General features: G+C 60.6%; 18 protein-coding genes and 1 tRNA gene. 15 read left to right on the forward strand and 4 right to left on the reverse strand.

Annotated elements, in window-relative coordinates; translation table 11 throughout:
• The first annotated feature begins 87 nt into the window (after positions 1-87).
• From ACYYKW_RS15470 to pdeM, 9 genes are all read left to right on the forward strand, one after another.
• Complete coding sequence (locus tag ACYYKW_RS15470; RefSeq protein WP_464990494.1) at positions 88-1122, forward strand: ligase-associated DNA damage response exonuclease; 1035 nt, start codon at positions 88-90, stop codon at positions 1120-1122.
• Complete coding sequence (locus ACYYKW_RS15475) at positions 1119-2807, forward strand: ATP-dependent DNA ligase (protein ID WP_464990495.1); 1689 nt, start codon at positions 1119-1121, stop codon at positions 2805-2807. Before ACYYKW_RS15470 ends, ACYYKW_RS15475 begins: the two co-directional genes overlap by 4 nt.
• A gap of 382 nt (positions 2808-3189) precedes the next feature.
• Positions 3190-3972 (forward strand): transporter substrate-binding domain-containing protein, encoded by a 783-nt coding sequence (locus tag ACYYKW_RS15480; protein ID WP_090282095.1) that lies wholly within the window; start codon positions 3190-3192, stop codon positions 3970-3972.
• 56 nt (positions 3973-4028) lie between these two features.
• A complete protein-coding gene (locus tag ACYYKW_RS15485) occupies positions 4029-4757 on the forward strand; it encodes an ABC transporter permease (RefSeq protein ID WP_090282094.1) in 729 nt (242 codons plus the stop codon).
• On the forward strand, positions 4754-5464 hold the full coding sequence (locus tag ACYYKW_RS15490) for an ABC transporter permease (RefSeq protein ID WP_464990496.1): 711 nt from the start codon (positions 4754-4756) through the stop codon (positions 5462-5464). Before ACYYKW_RS15485 ends, ACYYKW_RS15490 begins: the two co-directional genes overlap by 4 nt.
• A 13-nt stretch (positions 5465-5477) precedes the next feature.
• The gene (locus ACYYKW_RS15495) at positions 5478-6596 is read left to right on the forward strand and encodes a succinylglutamate desuccinylase/aspartoacylase family protein (RefSeq protein ID WP_090282092.1); all 1119 of its coding nucleotides are present in this window, start codon (positions 5478-5480) and stop codon (positions 6594-6596) included.
• Positions 6597-6609: 13 nt separating this feature from the next.
• Entirely contained in the window at positions 6610-7374 is a 765-nt protein-coding gene (locus ACYYKW_RS15500) for an ABC transporter ATP-binding protein (protein ID WP_464990497.1), read from the forward strand.
• A gap of 192 nt (positions 7375-7566) precedes the next feature.
• The gene (locus tag ACYYKW_RS15505) at positions 7567-10056 is read left to right on the forward strand and encodes a ligase-associated DNA damage response DEXH box helicase (RefSeq protein WP_464990498.1); all 2490 of its coding nucleotides are present in this window, start codon (positions 7567-7569) and stop codon (positions 10054-10056) included.
• A complete protein-coding gene (gene pdeM, locus ACYYKW_RS15510) occupies positions 10053-10709 on the forward strand; it encodes a ligase-associated DNA damage response endonuclease PdeM (RefSeq protein WP_206416075.1) in 657 nt (218 codons plus the stop codon). The genes ACYYKW_RS15505 and pdeM overlap by 4 nt, the downstream gene beginning before the upstream one ends.
• Positions 10710-10739: 30 nt before the next feature.
• On the opposite strand, the gene ACYYKW_RS15515 is transcribed toward pdeM, so the two are convergent.
• Together ACYYKW_RS15515 and dcd are read right to left on the reverse strand one after the other, a co-directional pair.
• On the reverse strand, positions 10740-10949 hold the full coding sequence (locus ACYYKW_RS15515; protein ID WP_090282088.1) for a hypothetical protein: 210 nt from the start codon (positions 10947-10949) through the stop codon (positions 10740-10742).
• A gap of 106 nt (positions 10950-11055) precedes the next feature.
• Complete coding sequence (gene dcd / locus ACYYKW_RS15520; RefSeq protein WP_007940589.1) at positions 11056-11622, reverse strand: dCTP deaminase; 567 nt, start codon at positions 11620-11622, stop codon at positions 11056-11058.
• 355 nt (positions 11623-11977) lie between these two features.
• Between dcd and ACYYKW_RS15525 the strand changes: the two genes are divergently transcribed.
• Entirely contained in the window at positions 11978-12187 is a 210-nt protein-coding gene (locus tag ACYYKW_RS15525) for a cold-shock protein (RefSeq protein ID WP_002554837.1), read from the forward strand.
• A gap of 119 nt (positions 12188-12306) precedes the next feature.
• Here ACYYKW_RS15525 and ACYYKW_RS15530 read toward each other — a convergent pair whose 3' ends face one another.
• Positions 12307-13314, reverse strand: coding sequence for a DUF481 domain-containing protein (locus ACYYKW_RS15530; RefSeq protein ID WP_090282087.1), 1008 nt, complete (start codon positions 13312-13314; stop codon positions 12307-12309).
• A gap of 166 nt (positions 13315-13480) precedes the next feature.
• On the opposite strand from ACYYKW_RS15530, the gene ACYYKW_RS15535 reads away from it, so the two are divergent.
• The 4 genes from ACYYKW_RS15535 (at position 13481) to ACYYKW_RS15550 (ending at position 18253) form a co-directional block, all read left to right on the forward strand.
• On the forward strand, positions 13481-13834 hold the full coding sequence (locus ACYYKW_RS15535; protein ID WP_090282086.1) for an MGMT family protein: 354 nt from the start codon (positions 13481-13483) through the stop codon (positions 13832-13834).
• Between the two features lie 43 nt (positions 13835-13877).
• Positions 13878-15437: an AmpG family muropeptide MFS transporter gene (locus tag ACYYKW_RS15540; protein WP_464990499.1), complete on the forward strand. Its 1560-nt coding sequence runs from the start codon at positions 13878-13880 to the stop codon at positions 15435-15437.
• Positions 15438-15566: 129 nt separating this feature from the next.
• On the forward strand, positions 15567-17282 hold the full coding sequence (locus ACYYKW_RS15545; RefSeq protein ID WP_336355019.1) for a proline--tRNA ligase: 1716 nt from the start codon (positions 15567-15569) through the stop codon (positions 17280-17282).
• Between the two features lie 17 nt (positions 17283-17299).
• A complete protein-coding gene (locus tag ACYYKW_RS15550) occupies positions 17300-18253 on the forward strand; it encodes a hypothetical protein (RefSeq protein WP_093104069.1) in 954 nt (317 codons plus the stop codon).
• 92 nt (positions 18254-18345) lie between these two features.
• Here ACYYKW_RS15550 and dinB read toward each other — a convergent pair whose 3' ends face one another.
• Complete coding sequence (gene dinB / locus ACYYKW_RS15555; RefSeq protein WP_093104071.1) at positions 18346-19407, reverse strand: DNA polymerase IV; 1062 nt, start codon at positions 19405-19407, stop codon at positions 18346-18348.
• A gap of 280 nt (positions 19408-19687) precedes the next feature.
• On the opposite strand from dinB, the gene ACYYKW_RS15560 reads away from it, so the two are divergent.
• A tRNA-Met gene (locus ACYYKW_RS15560) sits at positions 19688-19764 on the forward strand.
• The last annotated feature ends 14 nt before the right edge of the window (positions 19765-19778 follow it).

A 19778-nucleotide genomic window follows, 5' to 3' on the forward strand; every position in this document is an offset into this window, starting at 1 on the left:
TGGGGTGAGGGTAGCGCGGCAAAACCGATCGAACTTCCAGCCTCACGCCCGCCTCATACGTAACAAGCCCCCCATTCCGGTCACGACATGGATCTTGTTATCGCCCGACCCGAAGGTCTCTATTGCCCCGCCGGGGATTTCTATATCGATCCGTGGCGCCCGGTCGAACGTTCGGTCATCACCCATGCCCACGGCGATCATGCACGAACCGGCAATCAGCATTACCTGTCCAGCAGCGCCAACGAAGGGATTTTGCGCGCGCGCCTCGGTCAGGACATCAACCTGCAGACCCTGCCCTACGGCCAGCGCCTGACGCATCACGGTGTCACCTTGAGTTTTCACCCGGCCGGCCATGTGCTCGGTTCGGCGCAGGTGCGTCTGGAATATGGCGGCGAAGTCTGGGTCGCGTCGGGCGATTACAAGGTCGAACCGGACGGCACCTGCGCGCCGTTCGAACCGGTGCGCTGCCACACGTACATCACCGAATCGACCTTCGGTCTGCCGATCTACCGCTGGCAGCCGCAAGCGCAGATTTTCGCCGAGATCAATCAATGGTGGGCCGCCAACATCGCCGCCGGCAAAGCCAGCGTGTTGCTCTGTTATTCATTCGGCAAGGCTCAGCGAATTCTCCACGGCATCGACGCCAGCCTCGGGCCGATCCTCAGCCACGGCGCAGTCGAGCCGCTGAACCGGGTCTATCGCGAGGCCGGCGTGTATCTGCCACCGACGCTTTACGCAGGAGATATAAAGAAAAGCGACCCGATCATGCGCCAGGCGCTGGTCATCGCCCCGCCCTCGGCCGGCGGCAGTACATGGATGCGTCGTTTCGGCGAATTCAGCGACGGTTTCGCCAGCGGCTGGATGCGTTTGCGCGGCACTCGGCGGCGGCGTGGCGTCGATCGCGGTTTCGTGCTTTCCGACCACGCCGACTGGCCAGGCCTCCTGTGGGCCATCGAACAGACCGGCGCGGAACGGGTGATGGTCACTCACGGTTCGATCGGCGTGCTGGTGCGCCACCTGCGTGAAAAAGGTCTGGATGCGCAAGGCTTCAACACCGAGTACGGCGATGACGAAGAAGAAAACGCCGCCAGCGAGCCCGCCGTGGCCCAGGTGCCGACATGAAAGCGTTTGCCGAGCTGTACGCCGAACTCGACGCGACCACCTCGAGCAACGCCAAACTGGCAGCGATGCAGGCCTACTTCGCCCAGGCCGAGCCACAGGATGCGGCGTGGGCGGTGTACTTTCTTTCCGGTGGTCGGCCCCGGCAACTGGTGCCGGTGAAGATCCTGCGTGAACTGGCGGTCGAGGTTTCCGGGCTGGAACCGTGGCTGTTCGAGGAAAGTTATCAGGCGGTCGGCGATCTGGCGGAAACCATTTCGCTGGTGTTGCCTGAAAACCCGCACAGCTCCGAAGCCGGCCTTGCTGAGTGGATCGAAGACAAGCTGCTGCCACTGCGCGGCGAAACCCCGGAGTCTCTGGCGCGGCAACTGCCGGCACTGTGGGTGCAACTTGATCGGGCGAGCCTGATGCTGTGCATCAAACTGATCACCGGCAGCTTCCGCGTCGGGGTGTCGAAACTGCTGGTCACCCGCGCTCTGGCATCGATGGCCGGGCTCGACAGTAAACGTGTCGCGCAGCGACTGGTCGGCTACACCGACCTGTCCAACCGGCCGAGTGCCGCCAGCTATCTGAAACTGATCGCCCCTGAGTCGGCTGACGAACATGCCCAACGCGGCGGTCAGCCCTACCCGTTCTTCCTCGCCCATGCCCTGTCGCAACCGGTCGATCAGTTCAACGCATTGCTCGGCCCGGTCAGCGACTGGCAGGTGGAATGGAAGTGGGATGGCATTCGTGCGCAAGTGGTCAAGCGTGACGGCCGTTTGTGGGTGTGGTCGCGGGGTGAGGAACTGGTTACCGAACGGTTTCCCGAACTTGACGTGCTGGTGCATGGATTACCGGATGGCACGGTCATCGACGGTGAAATCGTTGTCTGGAAAAGCACCCATCCGAGCACCGAAGACGCCTTCAATCCGCAGTCCACGGCGCCGCCGGCGGTTCAACCCTTCGCCCTGCTGCAACAACGCATCGGCCGCAAGACCCTCGACAAGAAGATCCTCGAAGACGTGCCGGTGGTGGTGCTCGCCTACGACCTGCTGGAATGGCAGGGCGAAGACTGGCGCAACCAGACCCAGGCCAGACGCCGCGAACAACTGGAAGCCGTGATCGCGCGCTGCAACAGTCCGGTGCTGTTGCCGTCGCCGGTGCTGACCGGCGGCGACTGGGCCGATCTTGCCCAACAACGCGAGGCCTCGCGGCGCCTCGGGGTCGAGGGCATGATGCTCAAGGCACGCGACGCGTTGTATGGCGTCGGGCGCACCAAGGACATGGGCGTGTGGTGGAAGTGGAAGGTCGATCCGTTCAGTGTCGATGCGGTGTTGATCTATGCGCAGCGCGGTCATGGTCGTCGCGCCAGCCTGTACAGCGATTACACCTTCGCCGTGTGGGACGGCCCGCCGGAGTCGAGCCAACGCTCGCTGGTGCCGTTTGCCAAGGCCTATTCGGGGCTGACCGATGAAGAAATGCGCCAGGTCGACAGCATCGTGCGCAAGACCACGGTAGAGAAGTTCGGCCCGGTCAGCAGCGTCAAACCGAGCCTGGTGTTCGAACTGGGTTTCGAAGGCATCGCCCTGTCACGGCGGCACAAGAGCGGAATCGCCGTGCGCTTCCCGCGCATGCTGCGCTGGCGCAAGGATAAAACCGTCGAAGAGGCTGACAGCCTCGCTACCTTACAGGATCTACTGGCCTGATCCTGGCCCCGCCCCGGTGATCGCAGTAATCGCGATGATCGCGGTGATCGTACCCCCGCTCTGCGTGGGAATGCTTCAACGGACGCTCCGCGTTCGGCTTTGGAAGGGACGCAGAGCGTCCCGGGCTGCGTCCCTACGCAGAGCGTGGGAACGATCAAGGTGAGCAGTCGAGCGCCGAGCAGTGCAAAGCCCCAAAACTGTGCAAGAATCCAGACCCAGCCAAGCGCTCGCACCAATCGCGTGCTCGCCCTCGTGTCTCAATCTTTTAAAACACCTGTTCGGCACTCTGGTTCGGAAATTGCTACTTTCTATAGGTCGTAAGCGTTGCAGTAACAATAATTCTGCGCCACAAGCGCTCATATTGGTTCTTAGGGATTGAATAATGAAAAAAGCATTGCTGACCCTTTCTGCACTGGCGTTGTGCATGGCCGCCGGCTCCGCGCTGGCCAAGGAATACAAAGAGCTGCGCTTTGGCGTTGACCCTTCGTACGCACCGTTCGAGTCGAAAGCGGCCGATGGCAGCCTGGTGGGTTTCGATATCGACCTGGGTAACGCGATCTGCGCCGAACTGAAGGTCAAGTGCAAGTGGGTCGAAAGCGATTTCGACGGCATGATTCCGGGCCTCAAGGCCAACAAGTTCGACGGTGTGATCTCGTCGATGACCGTGACCCCGGCGCGCGAGAAGGTCATCGACTTCTCCAGCGAACTGTTTTCCGGCCCAACCGCTTATGTGTTCAAGAAAGGCTCGGGGCTGAGCGCTGACGTTGCGTCGCTCAAGGGCAAAACCGTCGGTTATGAGCAAGGCACCATTCAGGAAGCCTACGCCAAAGCCGTGCTGGACAAGGCTGGCGTGAAAACCCAGGCCTATCAGAACCAGGATCAGGTTTACTCCGACCTGACTTCCGGTCGTCTCGATGCGGCCATTCAGGACATGCTGCAAGCCGAACTGGGTTTCTTGAAGTCGCCAAAAGGCGAAGGCTATGAAGTCAGCCAGCCGGTCGACAGTGAATTGCTGCCAGCCAAAACAGCTATCGGTATCAAGAAAGGTAACACTGAGCTGAAAGCGCTTTTGGATAAAGGTATCAAAGCGTTACACGACGACGGCAAATACGCCGAGATTCAAAAGAAACACTTTGGCGATCTGAATCTGTACAGCGGCAAATAATGCCCCGGCGCCCATCCTCGATGGGCGCCTTTTCCATCCGTTCAGGTTGCTGATTTATGTTTGAAACCCTTCTGCAAAATCTGGGGCTGGCCTCCTTCAGTCTGCAGGGCTTCGGCCCGTTGCTGCTGGCAGGCACCTGGATGACCATCAAATTATCGGCGATGTCGCTGCTGGTGGCCGTGTTGCTCGGCCTGCTCGGCGCCAGTGCCAAACTGTCGAAAGTCAAACTGCTGCGCCTGCCTGCCCAGCTCTACACCACGCTGATCCGCGGCGTACCGGACCTGGTGCTGATGCTGCTGATCTTCTACAGCCTGCAAACCTGGCTGACGTCGCTGACCGACTACATGGAATGGGAATACATCGAGATCGACCCGTTCAGCGCCGGCGTACTGACCCTGGGCTTCATTTATGGCGCGTACTTCACCGAGACCTTCCGTGGCGCGATTCTCGCGGTGCCGCGCGGTCAGGTCGAAGCGGCCACCGCGTACGGTCTGAAACGCGGCCAGCGCTTTCGCTTCGTGGTGTTTCCGCAAATGATGCGTTTCGCCCTGCCGGGCATCGGCAATAACTGGATGGTGATGCTCAAGGCCACCGCGCTGGTGTCGATCATCGGCCTCGCCGACCTGGTCAAAGCCGCGCAGGACGCCGGTAAAAGCACCTATCAACTGTTCTATTTCCTGGTTCTCGCTGCCTTGATTTACTTGCTGATCACCAGTGCCTCCAACTTCATTCTGCGCTGGCTCGAACGTCGCTACGCGGCCGGTGCCCGGGAGGCCGTGCGATGATCGAACTCCTCCAGGAATACTGGCGCGCCTTCCTTTATACCGACGGCCAGAACATCACCGGGCTGGCGATGACGATGTGGCTGCTGACCGCCTCGATCTGCATCGGCTTCATCGTCTCGATTCCGCTGTCGATCGCCCGCGTCTCGCCGCACTTCTACATTCGCTGGCCGGTGCAGTTCTACACCTATCTGTTCCGGGGCACGCCGCTGTATATCCAGCTGCTGATCTGCTACACCGGGATCTACAGCCTGACGGCCGTGCGTGAGCAGCCGTTGCTCGACAGTTTCTTTCGCGATGCGATGAACTGCACGATCCTCGCCTTTGCCTTGAACACCTGCGCCTACACCACGGAGATCTTCGCCGGGGCGATTCGCAGCATGAACCACGGCGAAGTCGAAGCGGCCAAGGCTTACGGCCTGACCGGCTGGAAGTTGTATGCGTATGTGATCATGCCCTCGGCGCTGCGCCGGTCGTTGCCGTATTACAGCAACGAAGTGATCCTGATGCTGCACTCGACCACTGTGGCCTTCACCGCGACCATTCCCGATATCCTTAAAGTCGCGCGGGACGCCAACTCGGCAACCTTCCTGACGTTTCAATCGTTCGGCATCGCCGCGCTGATCTACCTGACCATTACCTTTGCGCTGGTCGGCCTGTTCCGCCTTGCCGAACGCCGATGGCTGGCCTTCCTCGGCCCGACTCACTAGGACAACCCTGCAAATGCGCCACCTGATTCATGACTTGCTGGCCCCGCTGCCGGGGACCGCACGACAGATTCACAGCTTCCACTTCGGCCCGGAGCAGGCCAAGGGCAAGGTGTATATCCAGTCTTCGCTGCATGCCGACGAACTGCCCGGCATGCTGGTGGCCTGGCACCTCAAGCAACGGCTGGCCGAGCTGGAAGCCGCCGGCCGCCTGCGCAGCGAGATCGTGCTGGTGCCGGTGGCCAATCCGGTCGGCCTCGAGCAAGTGCTGATGGACGTACCGCTGGGTCGCTACGAACTGGAGAGCGGGCAGAACTTCAACCGCTGGTTCGTCGACCTCAGCGAAGAAATCGGCAACGCCATCGAAGGCCAGCTCAGCGACGACCCGCAACACAACCTCGAACTGATCCGCGCCAGCCTGCGCGCCGCCCTCGCCCGCCAGACCGCCAGCACGCAACTGCAATCCCAGCGCCTGACCTTGCAACGGCTGGCCTGCGACGCCGACATGGTGCTCGACTTGCACTGCGATTTCGAATCGGTGGTGCACCTTTACACCACGCCGGAAGCCTGGCCGCAGGTCGAGCCGCTGGCGCGCTACATCGGTGCCCAGGCGAGCCTGCTTGCCACTGACTCTGGCGGTCAGTCGTTCGACGAGTGCTTCACCCTGCTCTGGTGGCAACTGAAGGAACGCTTCGGCGAACACTTCGAGATTCCGCTGGGCAGTTTCTCGGTCACCGTCGAATTGCGCGGTCAGGGTGACGTCACTCATCCGCTGGCCAGCCGCGACTGCCAGGCGCTGATCGACTATCTGATCCAGTTCGATGCGATCGTCGGCGAAACCAAGCCACAGCCGTCCTTGCCCTACCCTGCCACGCCGTTGGCCGGCGTCGAACCGGTGACCACCCCGGTCGGTGGCCTGCTGGTGTACACCGCCACCGCCGGGCAGTACCTGGAGGCCGGTCAGCAGATCGCCGAAATCATCGACCCGATCCACGATCGCGTCACCCCCATTCATTGCACCGCCGCCGGCCTGCTGTACGCACGCTCGCTGCGGCGCATGGCCACTGCCGGCATGGTCATTGCCCACGTTGCGGGCGCTGAAGCCTATCGCAGCGGCTACCTACTTTCGCCTTGAGGATGTTCCTCCCATGTACAAACTGACCGTTGAAGGCCTGCATAAAAGCTATGGCGACCATCAGGTGCTCAAAGGCGTTTCGCTCAAGGCCAAAACTGGCGACGTGATCAGCCTGATCGGCGCCAGCGGCTCGGGCAAAAGCACGTTTTTGCGCTGCATCAACTTTCTCGAGCAACCCAACGACGGCGCCATGAGCCTCGATGGCCAGTCGATCCGCATGGTCACCGATCGCCACGGCATGCACGTCGCCGACGCCAATGAACTGCAACGCCTGCGCACGCGGGTGGCCATGGTGTTCCAGCATTTCAACCTGTGGAGCCACATGACTGTGCTGGAAAACATCACCATGGCTCCGCGCCGGGTGCTGGGTTGCAGCAAACAGGAGGCCGACGACCGCGCCCGGCGCTATCTGGACAAGGTCGGCCTGCCGGCGCGCGTCGCCGAGCAATACCCGGCGTTTCTCTCCGGCGGCCAGCAACAGCGCGTGGCGATTGCCCGGGCGCTGGCGATGGAACCGGAAGTCATGCTGTTCGACGAACCCACCTCGGCGCTGGACCCGGAACTGGTCGGCGAAGTGCTCAAGGTGATTCAGGGCCTGGCCGAGGAAGGCCGGACGATGATCATGGTCACCCACGAAATGAGTTTCGCGCGCAAGGTGTCGAATCAGGTGCTGTTTCTGCACCAGGGTATGGTCGAAGAAGAAGGTGCGCCGGAGGATGTGTTGGGCAACCCGAAGAGCGAACGGCTGAAGCAGTTCCTCAGCGGCAACCTGAAATAACGCCGTACACAACCCCCCTGTAGGAGTGAGCCTGCTCGCGATAGCGTCATACCAGTCGATGCTTTTGTGACTGACAAACCGCTATCGCGAGCAGGCTCACTCCTACAGGGAACCGCGCCTGCCTTAAAAATCAAACTTGTCCCCCCGCTTCGCTGTCTCTGAAAAAACCCCTCCAGAGCGCACGCAGCCGGCATGGCGAAATCCCCCGACCTTGCAAAAACCTGGTTCAGCGCCCGCGGCTGGAAGCCATTCGCGTTTCAAAAGCAGGTGTGGGCCGCGGTGAAGAAAGGCGAGTCCGGGCTGCTGCATGCCAGCACCGGTGCTGGTAAAACCTATGCCGTGTGGTTCGCTGCGCTCAACCGCTACGCCCGTGAGCGACCTGCCGTCGAAACACCGCGCAAACGCAAGCCACCCGCCGAACCGCTGACGGTGCTGTGGATCACCCCCATGCGAGCGCTGGCCGCGGACACGGCGCGCGCCTTGCAGGCACCGGTTGATGACCTGAACCTCCCCTGGAGCATCGGTCTGCGCACCGGCGACACCAGCAGCAGCGAGCGCGCCCGCCAGGGCCGGCGCCTGCCGACTGCGCTGATCACCACGCCAGAGAGCCTGACGCTGCTGCTCGCCCGTGCCGATGCGCGCACGGCGCTGTCGACCTTGCGCATGATCGTCGTCGATGAATGGCACGAGTTGCTAGGCAACAAGCGCGGCGTGCAATTGCAACTGGCCCTCGCCCGCCTGCGTCATTGGCAGCCGGAGCTGATCGTCTGGGGCGTCTCTGCCACGCTCGGTAATCAATCCCACGCTGAACAGGTGCTGATCCCACAGGGTGGGGGCGTGAGTGTGCAAGGACAAAGCGAAAAAGCGCTGCAAGTTGACACCCTGCTCCCACCGGCTATAGAGCGTTTTCCGTGGGCTGGGCACATCGGCCTGAAGATGCTGCCGCAAGTGGTCGCCGAACTGGATACCTGCGCCAGCAGCCTGGTGTTCACCAACACCCGCGCGCAATCGGAAATCTGGTATCAGGCGCTGCTTGAAGCCCGGCCGGATTGGGCCGGATTGATCGCCTTGCATCACAGCTCGCTGTCACGCGATACCCGTGACTGGGTCGAACAGGCATTGAAGGACGGACAGTTGAAAGCCGTGGTGTGCACCTCCAGCCTGGATTTGGGCGTGGATTTTCTGCCGGTCGAGCGCGTGCTGCAGATCGGTTCGGCCAAAGGCGTTGCGCGTCTGATGCAACGGGCCGGGCGTTCCGGCCACGCACCGGGGCGCACCTCGCGGGTGACGCTGGTGCCGACTCACAGCCTGGAACTGATCGAAGCGGTGGCCGCACGCGATGCGGTCGAGCAGCGGCGCATCGAGCCGCGCCTGTCGCCGCACAAACCTTTGGATGTGCTGGTGCAGCATCTGGTCAGCATGGCCCTTGGCGGTGGGTTTATTCCTGAAGATTTGTACGAAGAGGTCCGTGGCGCCTGGGCTTACCGCGACCTGACGCTGGGTGACTGGGCCTGGGCGCTGGCATTCGTACGCCATGGCGGGATGTCTCTTACAGCCTATCCGGATTATCGCCGGGTCGAGCCTGACGAACACGGCGTCTGGCGGGTACCGGATGCGCGTCTGGCGCGGCGCCACCGAATGAGCATCGGCACCATCGTCAGCGATGCGAGCATCAACCTGAAATTCTGGAGCAAGGGCGGCGGTGGCAAGCAACTGGGCAGCGTCGAAGAAGGATTTATCGCCCGGCTTAAACCGGGAGACGGTTTTTTGTTCGCCGGGCGCTTGCTGGAATTGGTGCGCGTGGAAAACATGACCGCCTACGTCAAACGCAGCACCGCGAAAAAAGCCGCGGTGCCGCGCTGGAATGGCGGGCGCATGCCGCTTTCCAACGAGCTGGCCGAAGCCGTGGTCAGGCGCTTCACCGCAGCCGCCCAAGGTGAGTTCACCGGGCCGGAAATGCACGCGCTGCGGCCATTGCTGGACACGCAGATGCGCTGGTCCGGCCTGCCCGCCGAGGAAAACCTGCTGGCCGAGGTACTGAAATCCCGCGAAGGCTGGCACCTGTTTCTTTACCCGTTCGCCGGGCGCCAGGTGCATCTGGGGCTGGCGAGTCTGTTGGCCTGGCGGGTCAGCCAGCGCCAGCCTGTGACATTCTCGATAGCGGTGAATGATTACGGACTGGAACTGCTCAGTGCCACGCCCGTCGATTGGGCTGAACACTTGAATGGCGCGCTGTTTAATGCCGATCAACTGTTAGCCGACGTGCTGGCCAGCCTCAACGCGGGCGAACTGGCGCTACGGCGCTTTCGCGAGATCGCACGGATCGCCGGACTGGTTTTCGCCGGTTATCCCGGGGCGCCGAAAAGCACCCGCCAGGTGCAGGCGTCGAGCGGTTTGTTCTTTCAAGTGTTCAAACAATACGACGCCGACAACCTGCTGCTGGCCCAGGCCGGGGAGGAAGTGTTGCGTGAAGAACTGGATATCGCTCGACTGGAGCAGACCTTGCACCGGATCAACCGAATGAAACTTGATGTGCATTTGATCAAACGCCCGACACCGCTGGGCTTTCCATTATTGGTCGAGCGGATGCGTGAAAGCATGAGTTCGGAAAAACTGGCTGACAGGATCAGAAGAATGGTCGGTGATCTGGAAAAAACCGCTGACAACGGGAGATCGTCATGAGCGCGGCGTATCCGGTGCGCCTGGCCGGCGAAGAATTATGGTTGCTGCCGGAGAAAGCCCTGTACTGGCCTGCGCAGGAGGCACTGCTGATCGCCGACGTGCATTTCGGCAAAGCGGCGGCCTATCGCAGTCTCGGCCAGCCGGTGCCGCATGGCACCACTGCGAGCAATATTGCGGTAATCGACGCGTTGCTGGCGAAGCTGCCGTGCCGCCAGTTGATCTTCCTCGGCGATTTTCTTCACGGACCTGGCTCACATGCGCCAAATACGCTGAACGCGTTGGCTGAGTGGCGAGCACGGCACGCTGATCTGCCGATGACGCTGATTCGTGGCAATCACGACAAACGCGCGGGCGACCCACCGGCCTCGCTGAATATTCGCGTGGTGCCAGAACCGATGCTGCTGGGCCCGTTCGCCTTGCAACATGAACCCGACCCGCATCCCGAACGGCACGTACTCGCCGGCCATGTGCATCCGGTCTATCGACTGCACGGCAAGGGGCGGCAGAGCCTGCGTCTGGCCTGTTTCCGGCTGGGCGAGCGCATCAGCCTGATGCCGGCATTCGGGGCGTTCACCGGAGGCTTTCAGGTCGAGCGCGACGAAACCTGCAGAGTTTTCGTGATCGGCGATAACGAAATATGGCCCGTCAGTTAGTAACTGACGGGCCATACCGGTGACAGTGGGTCAGGCGACAGGCGCCGGAGGCGGTTCGTCCGGCAGAGTCGGCTCGCCGGGTTCGGTCGGTTGTTCATTGGGAGTATCGGGATCAGGCTGACCGGGAACCCCGCCAGCCGCGCTCAGAGGCGGATGCGCCAACAAGGACCAGGCCAATACGCCAACCTGATTGGGCTCAAGCCTTGCCAGTTCGGCAGTGATTTGCGGATCGATCTTCATAGGGCACTCCTCGGCGAAGGCCCGTTTCGCTGGAAACAAAAACGGGCAGTACACCTCATAGAGTGTCTGCCCGCCGAAGAATTCCCGCGTTCCGTCGGATGACCGATCAGGTGCGCGGCAAGGTCACGCCACGCTGGCCTTGGTACTTGCCGCCGCGATCCTTGTAGGAGACTTCGCATTCCTCGTCGGATTCGAGGAAGAGCATCTGCGCCACGCCTTCGTTGGCGTAGATTTTCGCCGGCAGGTTGGTGGTGTTGGAGAACTCCAGCGTCACGTGACCTTCCCACTCGGGTTCCAGCGGCGTGACGTTGACGATGATGCCGCAGCGCGCGTACGTGCTCTTGCCCAGGCAGATGGTCAGCACGTTACGTGGAATGCGGAAGTACTCGACGGTGCTGGCCAGGGCGAACGAGTTCGGCGGGATGATGCAGACGTCGCTGTGGATGTCGACGAAGCTGCCGGCGTCGAAGTTTTTCGGGTCGACAATGGCCGAGTTGATGTTGGTGAACACCTTGAAGTGGTTGGTGCAACGCACATCGTAGCCGTAGCTCGATACGCCGTAGGAAATCACCCGGCTGTCGTCGCTGCCGCGCATCTGGCGTTCGACGAACGGTTCGATCATGCCGTGTTCCTGCGCCATGCGGCGAATCCACTTGTCCGATTTGATGCTCATGGCGGGTTTGTCCTGAATAGCGAGGTGGAAAAATTCTGTCCGGCATCTTACCGGGCGCGCCGCCTCGTTCAAAGTGCGCACTGCAATTCTCGGCGAACACCCCGTATTTACGCGATGTGGCGACGAACCGTCGCACCGCCGATCCCGAAAACACAGAAACCTTTGCAACAAGCATTGGCACGTTCCGGAAAAAGGGTTAAGGTGGCGTCACTGTGTTGCTTGTGTCACTGAGAATCTCTACACGATATGTTGAATTTCGATCCAACCATCTACAAGAATTTTTCCTGCTCTTTGCACTCAGTCTCGGCCAGGGTTCTTCCTGAGTCGCAGTTATCTTTGTTCAAGGAGTTACACCATGTCTAATCGCCAAACCGGTACCGTTAAGTGGTTCAACGATGAAAAAGGCTTCGGCTTCATCACTCCACAATCCGGTGACGATCTGTTCGTTCACTTCAAAGCTATCCAATCCGACGGCTTCAAAAGCCTGAAAGAAGGCCAACAGGTTTCTTTCATCGCTACCCGCGGTCAGAAAGGCATGCAAGCTGAAGAAGTACAAGTTATCTAACTTGTAGCTTCTTTAGAAAAGAGCCCCGCCCTCAAAAGCGGGGCTTTTTTGTGGGCGTCTGTTTTGTCCAGGCAAAAAAAATCGCAGCCCGACAACGGCTGCGATTTTTTATCGATGACTTACCAGGCCACGCCAAACCCTGCGGTATAGCGGGTCTTGTTCAGATCGGCATCGTTGGTACCGCTGATGATGTCGCGCTCGGCCTTGAGGTTGAGCGACGCCCACTCGGTGACCTTGTAGCGCAGGCCCAGTTCGGCATCCAGTGCGTAATCCGCCACACCCGAGAGTGGCTTGCCGACTTCACCGTTGGTGAAGAACTCGACTTTCTTGCCGATCAGGTAGCGGTTGTAGTCCCACTTCATGGCAACAGAGTAGAAGTTGTCCTTGCTGCCATCGCGGTATTCGTAATCGGTGCGGTTGAGCAACGAGCCCAGCGAGAATGCACCCAACTCATCGTCCCAGAACTGGTAGCCGGGACCGGTACCGACCACCCGCTGACGCGCCAGCTCTTCGATGTGGTCACGCTTGTAGTTCAGGCGACCTTGCCAGAACCATTGATCGGTAATGAAGCGGTCAAGGGAGTACTCGGCGCGCCAGTTGTTGGTGGTAGTTTCGGCGTCCTGCACTTCGCGGTTGTACTCACCTTCGGCGGTATGACGCCAACGACCGTGACGCGCCGAGGTCTTGAACGCGACATCGTAATCATCGGTATCTTTCTCGGCGCGCTGATAATCCAGCGCCAGGTCGACATTGCCCTTCCACACCAGGTCAGTGACGATCGGTTTTGGCTTGAGGATCTGCTGAATGCTCGCCAGCTCGACGGTTTTCGGCGCGTCACCGTTGGCCAGGGTGACCTTGCCGTCGTCCGCCGCAGTCAGCGACTTGGAGACTTCGCCGGTATAAGCGTCCTGCTTGACCAGCAGGTGCTGCTCGCTCTCCAGGGTCTTGACCTCTTTCCAGTCGATGGTCACCGCACCGGCATATTTGGTCTGGATCAACAGCTTGCCGCCATCGAAGACGCTGATGGTGCCGCTCAACTTGTCGCCGTTCTTCAACCAGACGGTGTCGGCAAGCAAGGGCGTGGACGCACTGAAAACAGCTAGGCACAGCAGGGATCTGGAAAACATAGGCGAATCGAGGGCTCAGGTTGTCGGAAAAAGGTCGGCATTATCCGTAGGAATAAGACCCTGACAAGGACTGACCGGACGATTTCCAATGAGTTCATTTCTCAACTGCGCGGCGACGGATTACTCTGAACGCCTTGAAAAAGACCCCTGCTCAGGAACCACGCCCGTGACAGCCCCCAACGACGCCCATGACAGCGAAGCGCAAATCCGACGCACGGCGCTCTACTCCACTCTCGCGCAAGTGCCCGAGGGCAAAGTGGTCAGTTATGGCCAGTTGGCCGAACTGGCCGGTTTGGGGCGCGCCGCGCGTTGGGTCGGCCGCACATTAAGTCAGTTACCCGGCGATACCCGACTGCCGTGGCACCGCGTACTGGGCGCTGGCGGGCGCATCAGCCTTCCTGTGGGCAGCCCGTCCGGCGATGAACAACGGGCGCGATTGCGCATGGAAGGCATCACCGTCCAGAACAATCGTGTGGATATTCGGCGCCATGGCTGGCGTCCGGTAGAGCACAGCGGTTAGAGTGCGCGCTTTGTTTTCGCAATCTTGAGGCAGACTTCAGCCCATGCCCCGTAAAACCTGGCGCGCCGCGCTCGCCGCCTATGCCAGTCCTTCGACGCTCGTGCTGTTGTTGCTCGGTTTTGCCGCCGGCCTGCCGTACATGCTGGTGTTCTCAACGCTTTCGGTCTGGCTGCGTGAAGCCGGTGTCGCCCGTGAAACCATTGGCTACGCCAGTCTGATCGGCCTGGCCTATGCGTTCAAATGGGTCTGGTCTCCCCTGCTCGACCAATGGCGCCTGCCCTTGCTTGGCAAGCTCGGCCGTCGCCGTTCATGGCTGGTGCTTTCGCAGGCGCTGGTGATTCTCGGGCTGATCGGCATGGGTTTCTGCGATCCGCAAAAACACCTGTCCTGGCTGATTGCGATTGCCGTAGTGGTCGCTTTCGCCTCCGCCACTCAGGATATTGCCGTCGACGCCTATCGCCTGGAAATCGCCGATGACAGCCGGCAAGCCGCGCTCGCCGCCAGCTACATGTCCGGCTACCGCGTCGCCGCCCTGCTCGCCACCGCCGGCGCGCTATTCTTCGCCGAAGGCTTCGGCTCCACCGGTTTCAACTATAAGCACGCCGCCTGGACCGGCACTTATGTGCTGTTTGGCGCATTGATGGTGCCCGCGCTGCTGACCACACTGTTCATGCGTGAGCCACCGGTACCGTTGCGTACGCAATTGCAGGCCGGGCGTTACACCTTCATGCATCAACTGATGTCGGTGTTCGTCCTGATCATCCTGCTGGTGTCCGTGCCGGCGATGTTCACCCAGCTCTACAACACCGATTTCGCCAGCGTGCTGTTCGGTGACATGAGCCCGCTCGACCTGTTGCTGGAAGACCGCGCGTTTCTGCGCGCCATTCTCTATACCCTGCTGACCGGTCTGTGTCTTTCGGCCATGGGCCGCCGCGGCCTGGCGCCGGTACTCACCCCGGTCAACGACTTCATTTTGCGTTATCGCTGGCAGGCGTTGCTGCTGCTCGGCCTGATCGCCACCTATCGCATGTCGGACACGGTCATGGGCGTCATGGCCAACGTGTTCTACATCGACCAGGGCTTCACCAAGGATCAGATCGCCAGTGTCAGCAAGATTTTCGGCCTGATCATGACCCTCGTCGGTGCCGGCATGGGTGGCCTGCTGATCGTACGTTTCGGCATTCTGCCGATTCTGTTTATCGGCGGTGCAGCCTCGGCGGGCACCAACCTGCTGTTCGTGATGCTCGCTGACATGGGTCCGAACCTGCAGATGCTGGTGGTGACCATCTCTCTGGACAACTTCAGTTCCGGCCTGGCGACCTCGGCGTTCGTGGCCTACCTGTCGAGCCTGACCAACCTCAAGTTCTCGGCCACCCAGTACGCCCTCCTCAGCTCGATCATGCTGTTGTTGCCGCGACTGATGGGCGGCTATTCCGGCGTGCTGGTGGAAAAGTTCGGTTATCACAGTTTCTTCCTGATCACTGCCCTGCTCGGCGTGCCGACGCTGGTGCTGATCGCGCTGCACTGGTTCCAGGAGAGCCGCCGCGAAGGCCCGACGCCAACGCCCGAGCCCACACCGACCCCGGTCGTCGAAGAATCGTAAGACGTTTCGCCGCCGGCGGGAGGAATCCCGCCGTCGAACCTCACCAGCGGCCGCATGCCTGTACGTCGACAAAACTCGCCGGTACACTGCTCCGTCATTTCCAGTCAAAGCAACCGACAACGGCCAACCATGCGCACCAGTCAATTTTTGCTCGCCACACAGAAAGAAACGCCTTCCGATGCGGTCGTGATCAGCCATCAGCTGATGCTGCGCGCCGGCATGATCCGCAAACTCGCCTCGGGCCTGTACACCTGGCTGCCCATGGGCCTGCGGGTAATGCGCAAGGTTGAAGCCATCGTTCGCGAAGAAATGAACGCGGCTGGCTCTCTGGAAGTGTTGATGCCGAGCACCCAACCGGCCGAGCTGTGGCAGGAATCGGGGCGCTGGGAAGAATACGGTCCTGAGCTGCTGCGCATCAAAGACCGCCACGGTCGCGACTTCTGCGCGGGCCCGACCCACGAAGAAGTGATCACCGATCTGATGCGCAACGAGTTGAGCAGCTACAAGCAGCTGCCGATCAACCTGTACCAGATCCAGACCAAATTCCGTGACGAAATCCGCCCACGCTTCGGCTTGATGCGCGGCCGCGAATTCATCATGAAGGACGCGTACTCGTTCCACGCCGATCAGGCATCGCTGCAGGTCACCTACGACCGCATGCACCAGGCCTACTGCAACGTGTTCAGCCGTCTGGGCCTGAAATTCCGTCCGGTTGAAGCCGATAACGGCTCGATCGGTGGCGCCGGTTCGCACGAATTCCACGTATTGGCCGAGTCCGGCGAAGACGACATCGTTTTCAGCAACGGTTCCGACTACGCGGCGAACATCGAGAAAGCCGAAGCCGTGCCACGGGAAACTTCGCGTCCGGCGCCGACCGAAGAACTGCGTCTGGTCGATACGCCAGACACCAAAACCATCGCGGCCCTGGTGGAAAAATTCAATCTGCCGATTGAAAAGACCATCAAGACTCTGATCGTGCGCGCCGAAGAAGAAGGCAAGCTGATCGCGCTGGTCGTTCGTGGTGACCACGAACTCAACGAAATCAAAGCCGCCCAGCAACCAGGCGTAGCCAGCCCGCTGGTCATGGCCACCGATGCCGACCTGCGTGACGCGATTGGCGCCGGCGCCGGTTCGCTCGGCCCACTGAACCTGCCGCTGCCGATCATCATCGACCGCTCGGTCGAGCTGATGAGCGACTTCGCGATCGGCGCGAACATCGACGACAAGCACTACTTCGGCGTGAACTGGGAACGTGATCTGCCGGTTCCGACCGTTGCTGACCTGCGTAACGTCGTTGCCGGCGACCCAAGCCCGGACGGCAAGGGCACGCTGGAAATCAAGCGCGGCATCGAAGTCGGGCACATCTTCCAGCTGGGCAACAAGTACAGCAAGGCGATGAAGTGCGAAGTGCTGGGCGAGAACGGCAAGCCGGTTACCCTGGAAATGGGTTGCTACGGCATTGGCGTATCACGCGTGGTTGCGGCGGCGATCGAGCAGAACAACGACGAAAACGGCATCATCTGGAGCGACACTCTGGCGCCGTTCCAGATCGCTTTGGTGCCGCTGCGTTATGAAACCGAGCAGGTGCGCGAAGCTACCGACAAGCTGTACGCCGAACTGACGGCCGCCGGCTTCGAAGTGCTGTTGGACGATCGCGACAAGAAAACCAGCCCGGGCATCAAGTTCGCGGACATGGAGCTGATCGGCATTCCACACCGGATCGTGGTCAGCGACCGCGGTCTCGCCGAAGGCAACCTGGAATACAAGAGTCGTACCGAAGGCGAAGCGCAAGCATTGCCGGTCGCCGACGTACTGTCCTTCCTGCAGGCCCGTATCCGCCGCTGAAACCAGATAGAGACGTCATGTTCAAGCGAAACACCTTAGGCCTCGGCGCCGCCGCCCTGTGCGGCGCCCTGCTGGTCAGCGGCTGCGCCAATCATATGTCGCAGCGCAGCGAGCACGAAGAGCGGGTCGAGCGCAAATTGCTCGACCACAGCCTGCAGATCGATGTCGGCGAGCCCAAGGTGCTTGAGCTGCCGCAACGACGCGTGAAGATCAACGAGCAAAAGACCTTCGAGGTCACCGAGTTCGAGGTCACCCGTCGTTACGACCGTTACACGCCTTACCAACCCTGGCGCGAAGTCTATGAAATCCCGCTGGGCGCAGTCGCCGTGGTTGGCGGTGTGGGTGCCAACGTGGTCAACGTGTTTGCGCTGGGCAACCTGCCGGACAGTGTGACCAAGGACTGGTTCAGCTACGGTTTCGCCGGGCTCAATCCATTCATGAACGCGCAATCCAACGGGCGCGCGCAGCAGAACCTTGCGGGTATCGACGAAGTCCAGCGCGACAAGCGCACGGAATATTCGAGCCTGCCGTGGAGCGAGCGGCCGGTACAGGTCAAGGCTGGCAAGCAGACTTTCGACATGACCACCGATCGCAACGGCGTACTGCGGCTTAACCTGCTGGACAGTCCGTTCGCCGAAAACGATCTGAATCATATCGGCCGCTTGCAGATCAGTGTCGAAGACGCCAAGGACGACGTGCACTCCGATTCAACGCTGATGCTCAGCAGCCACCTGCGCGACAAGTTGCTGGAAGCGCACGGGCTGATTTATGACGATCTGGAGGATGACGAAGTGAGCCAGTGGGTGCACCGGGTCAAACGCCTGTCGGAGCTGGGCCTTGAAGAAGAAGCCAGCGAACTGGAACAAAGCCTGATTGAACTGACGCGCAACGATCCTGAGTTGCAGGCTGAGTTTCTCAAGTCGTTGACTCGGGATGCTGGACGCCTGGTGGCGGATCCAGGACCGAATTAAAGCCAATCGCGAGCAGGCTCACTCCTACATTGGAACGCATTTCAATGTAGGAGTGAGCCTGCTCGCATGAGGCCATTACATTCCGCGCAAATCTACCGCTCAAACAACTCCATCTGCTCAAACCCGCCGCGCAAATCCTCCAGCCTCACCCCAACCCCAAGCAACCGCACCGGCTTACCGCCACGATTGAACGCCTGCGTGAGCATCAACTGATAACTGCCCAGATCCCGCCCTGCCCCGGCCTGCTCCAGCGTGGTCTGGGTGAAATCATGGAATTTCACTTTGACGAACGGCTTGCCCGGCCGATAGCTGCTGTCGATCCGCTCCATCCGGGTTTTCAGGGTGTCGAGCAACTCGGGCAACTTGTCGAGACAGCTGCGCAGATCCGGCAGATCCGCGTCGTAGGTGTTTTCCACGCTGATCGACTGTCGCCGACTGTCGTTGTGCACCAGCCGGTCGTCAATGCCACGGGCGAGGTTCCAAAGGCGCTCGCCAAAACTGCCGAATTCGCGCACCAGCGCCAATCGCCCCCATTCACGCAAATGCGCGCAATCGACGATGCCGAGTTTGCCCAGCTTGTCGGCGGTGACCTTGCCGACGCCGTGCAGCTTGCTCACTGGCAAGCCGCTGACGAAGTCTTCGACCTGATCCGGCGTGATCACAAACAGGCCGTTGGGTTTTTTCCAGTCGCTGGCGATCTTCGCCAGAAACTTGTTTGGCGCTACGCCCGCAGACACGGTGATGTGCAATTGATTGGAGACGCGCCGCCGAATGTCCTGCGCGATACGCGTGGCGCTGCCGCCAAAATGCGCGCTGTCCGATACGTCCAGATAAGCCTCGTCCAATGACAGCGGCTCGATCAGGTCGGTGTAATCGGCGAAAATCGTATGGATTTCCCTGGACGCTTCGCGGTACGCATCCATGCGCGGCTTGACGATGGTCAGATCCGGGCACAGCTTCAAAGCGTGCCCCGAAGCCATCGCCGAGCGCACACCGTAGGCGCGCGCCTCATAGTTGCAGGTGGCAATCACCCCGCGCCGATCCGCTGAACCACCCACTGCCAAGGGCTTGCCGGCCAGACGCGGGTCGTCGCGCATCTCGATGGCGGCATAAAAGCAGTCACAGTCAATGTGGATGATTTTTCGCTGAGTCATGTCAGAAAAGGGAACGTGGCGAGCCAGAGCGGCAGTATCTCACCGACACCTGTATATAGCACCAGTGGTGTTGAATGTTCCTGACCGGCTGTAGGAAACAAACGTTGAATGTAATTTCTCAATCAAACCAAGGCCTCCAATAGAGCCGAAACCCTTACCGCGCCTGCCCTGCGAGCCTGAAAACCCGCCTCGGAAAACGCTAACCAATTGAACCTGAACAGATTTATTCCAATCGGCGGTTGACACACCCGCAAAGCTCTGTAGAATGCCGACACACAGACGCGGGATGGAGCAGTCTGGTAGCTCGTCGGGCTCATAACCCGAAGGTCGTCGGTTCAAATCCGGCTCCCGCAACCAAACATCAAAAAAGG

Source organism: Pseudomonas sp. 15C (assembly GCF_055484735.1).

What these genes read in the sequence shown, in the direction of transcription:
- ACYYKW_RS15470 (WP_464990494.1), top strand. Translation starts at nt 88, where the DNA reads ATGGATCTTGTTATCGCCCGACCCGAAGGTCTCTATTGCCCCGCCGGG.
- ACYYKW_RS15475 (WP_464990495.1), top strand. Translation starts at nt 1,119, where the DNA reads ATGAAAGCGTTTGCCGAGCTGTACGCCGAACTCGACGCGACCACCTCG.
- ACYYKW_RS15480 (WP_090282095.1), top strand. Translation starts at nt 3,190, where the DNA reads ATGAAAAAAGCATTGCTGACCCTTTCTGCACTGGCGTTGTGCATGGCC.
- ACYYKW_RS15485 (WP_090282094.1), top strand. Translation starts at nt 4,029, where the DNA reads ATGTTTGAAACCCTTCTGCAAAATCTGGGGCTGGCCTCCTTCAGTCTG.
- ACYYKW_RS15490 (WP_464990496.1), top strand. Translation starts at nt 4,754, where the DNA reads ATGATCGAACTCCTCCAGGAATACTGGCGCGCCTTCCTTTATACCGAC.
- ACYYKW_RS15495 (WP_090282092.1), top strand. Translation starts at nt 5,478, where the DNA reads ATGCGCCACCTGATTCATGACTTGCTGGCCCCGCTGCCGGGGACCGCA.
- ACYYKW_RS15500 (WP_464990497.1), top strand. Translation starts at nt 6,610, where the DNA reads ATGTACAAACTGACCGTTGAAGGCCTGCATAAAAGCTATGGCGACCAT.
- ACYYKW_RS15505 (WP_464990498.1), top strand. Translation starts at nt 7,567, where the DNA reads ATGGCGAAATCCCCCGACCTTGCAAAAACCTGGTTCAGCGCCCGCGGC.
- pdeM (WP_206416075.1), top strand. Translation starts at nt 10,053, where the DNA reads ATGAGCGCGGCGTATCCGGTGCGCCTGGCCGGCGAAGAATTATGGTTG.
- ACYYKW_RS15515 (WP_090282088.1), bottom strand. Translation starts at nt 10,949, where the DNA reads ATGAAGATCGATCCGCAAATCACTGCCGAACTGGCAAGGCTTGAGCCC.
- dcd (WP_007940589.1), bottom strand. Translation starts at nt 11,622, where the DNA reads ATGAGCATCAAATCGGACAAGTGGATTCGCCGCATGGCGCAGGAACAC.
- ACYYKW_RS15525 (WP_002554837.1), top strand. Translation starts at nt 11,978, where the DNA reads ATGTCTAATCGCCAAACCGGTACCGTTAAGTGGTTCAACGATGAAAAA.
- ACYYKW_RS15530 (WP_090282087.1), bottom strand. Translation starts at nt 13,314, where the DNA reads ATGTTTTCCAGATCCCTGCTGTGCCTAGCTGTTTTCAGTGCGTCCACG.
- ACYYKW_RS15540 (WP_464990499.1), top strand. Translation starts at nt 13,878, where the DNA reads ATGCCCCGTAAAACCTGGCGCGCCGCGCTCGCCGCCTATGCCAGTCCT.
- ACYYKW_RS15545 (WP_336355019.1), top strand. Translation starts at nt 15,567, where the DNA reads ATGCGCACCAGTCAATTTTTGCTCGCCACACAGAAAGAAACGCCTTCC.
- ACYYKW_RS15550 (WP_093104069.1), top strand. Translation starts at nt 17,300, where the DNA reads ATGTTCAAGCGAAACACCTTAGGCCTCGGCGCCGCCGCCCTGTGCGGC.
- dinB (WP_093104071.1), bottom strand. Translation starts at nt 19,407, where the DNA reads ATGACTCAGCGAAAAATCATCCACATTGACTGTGACTGCTTTTATGCC.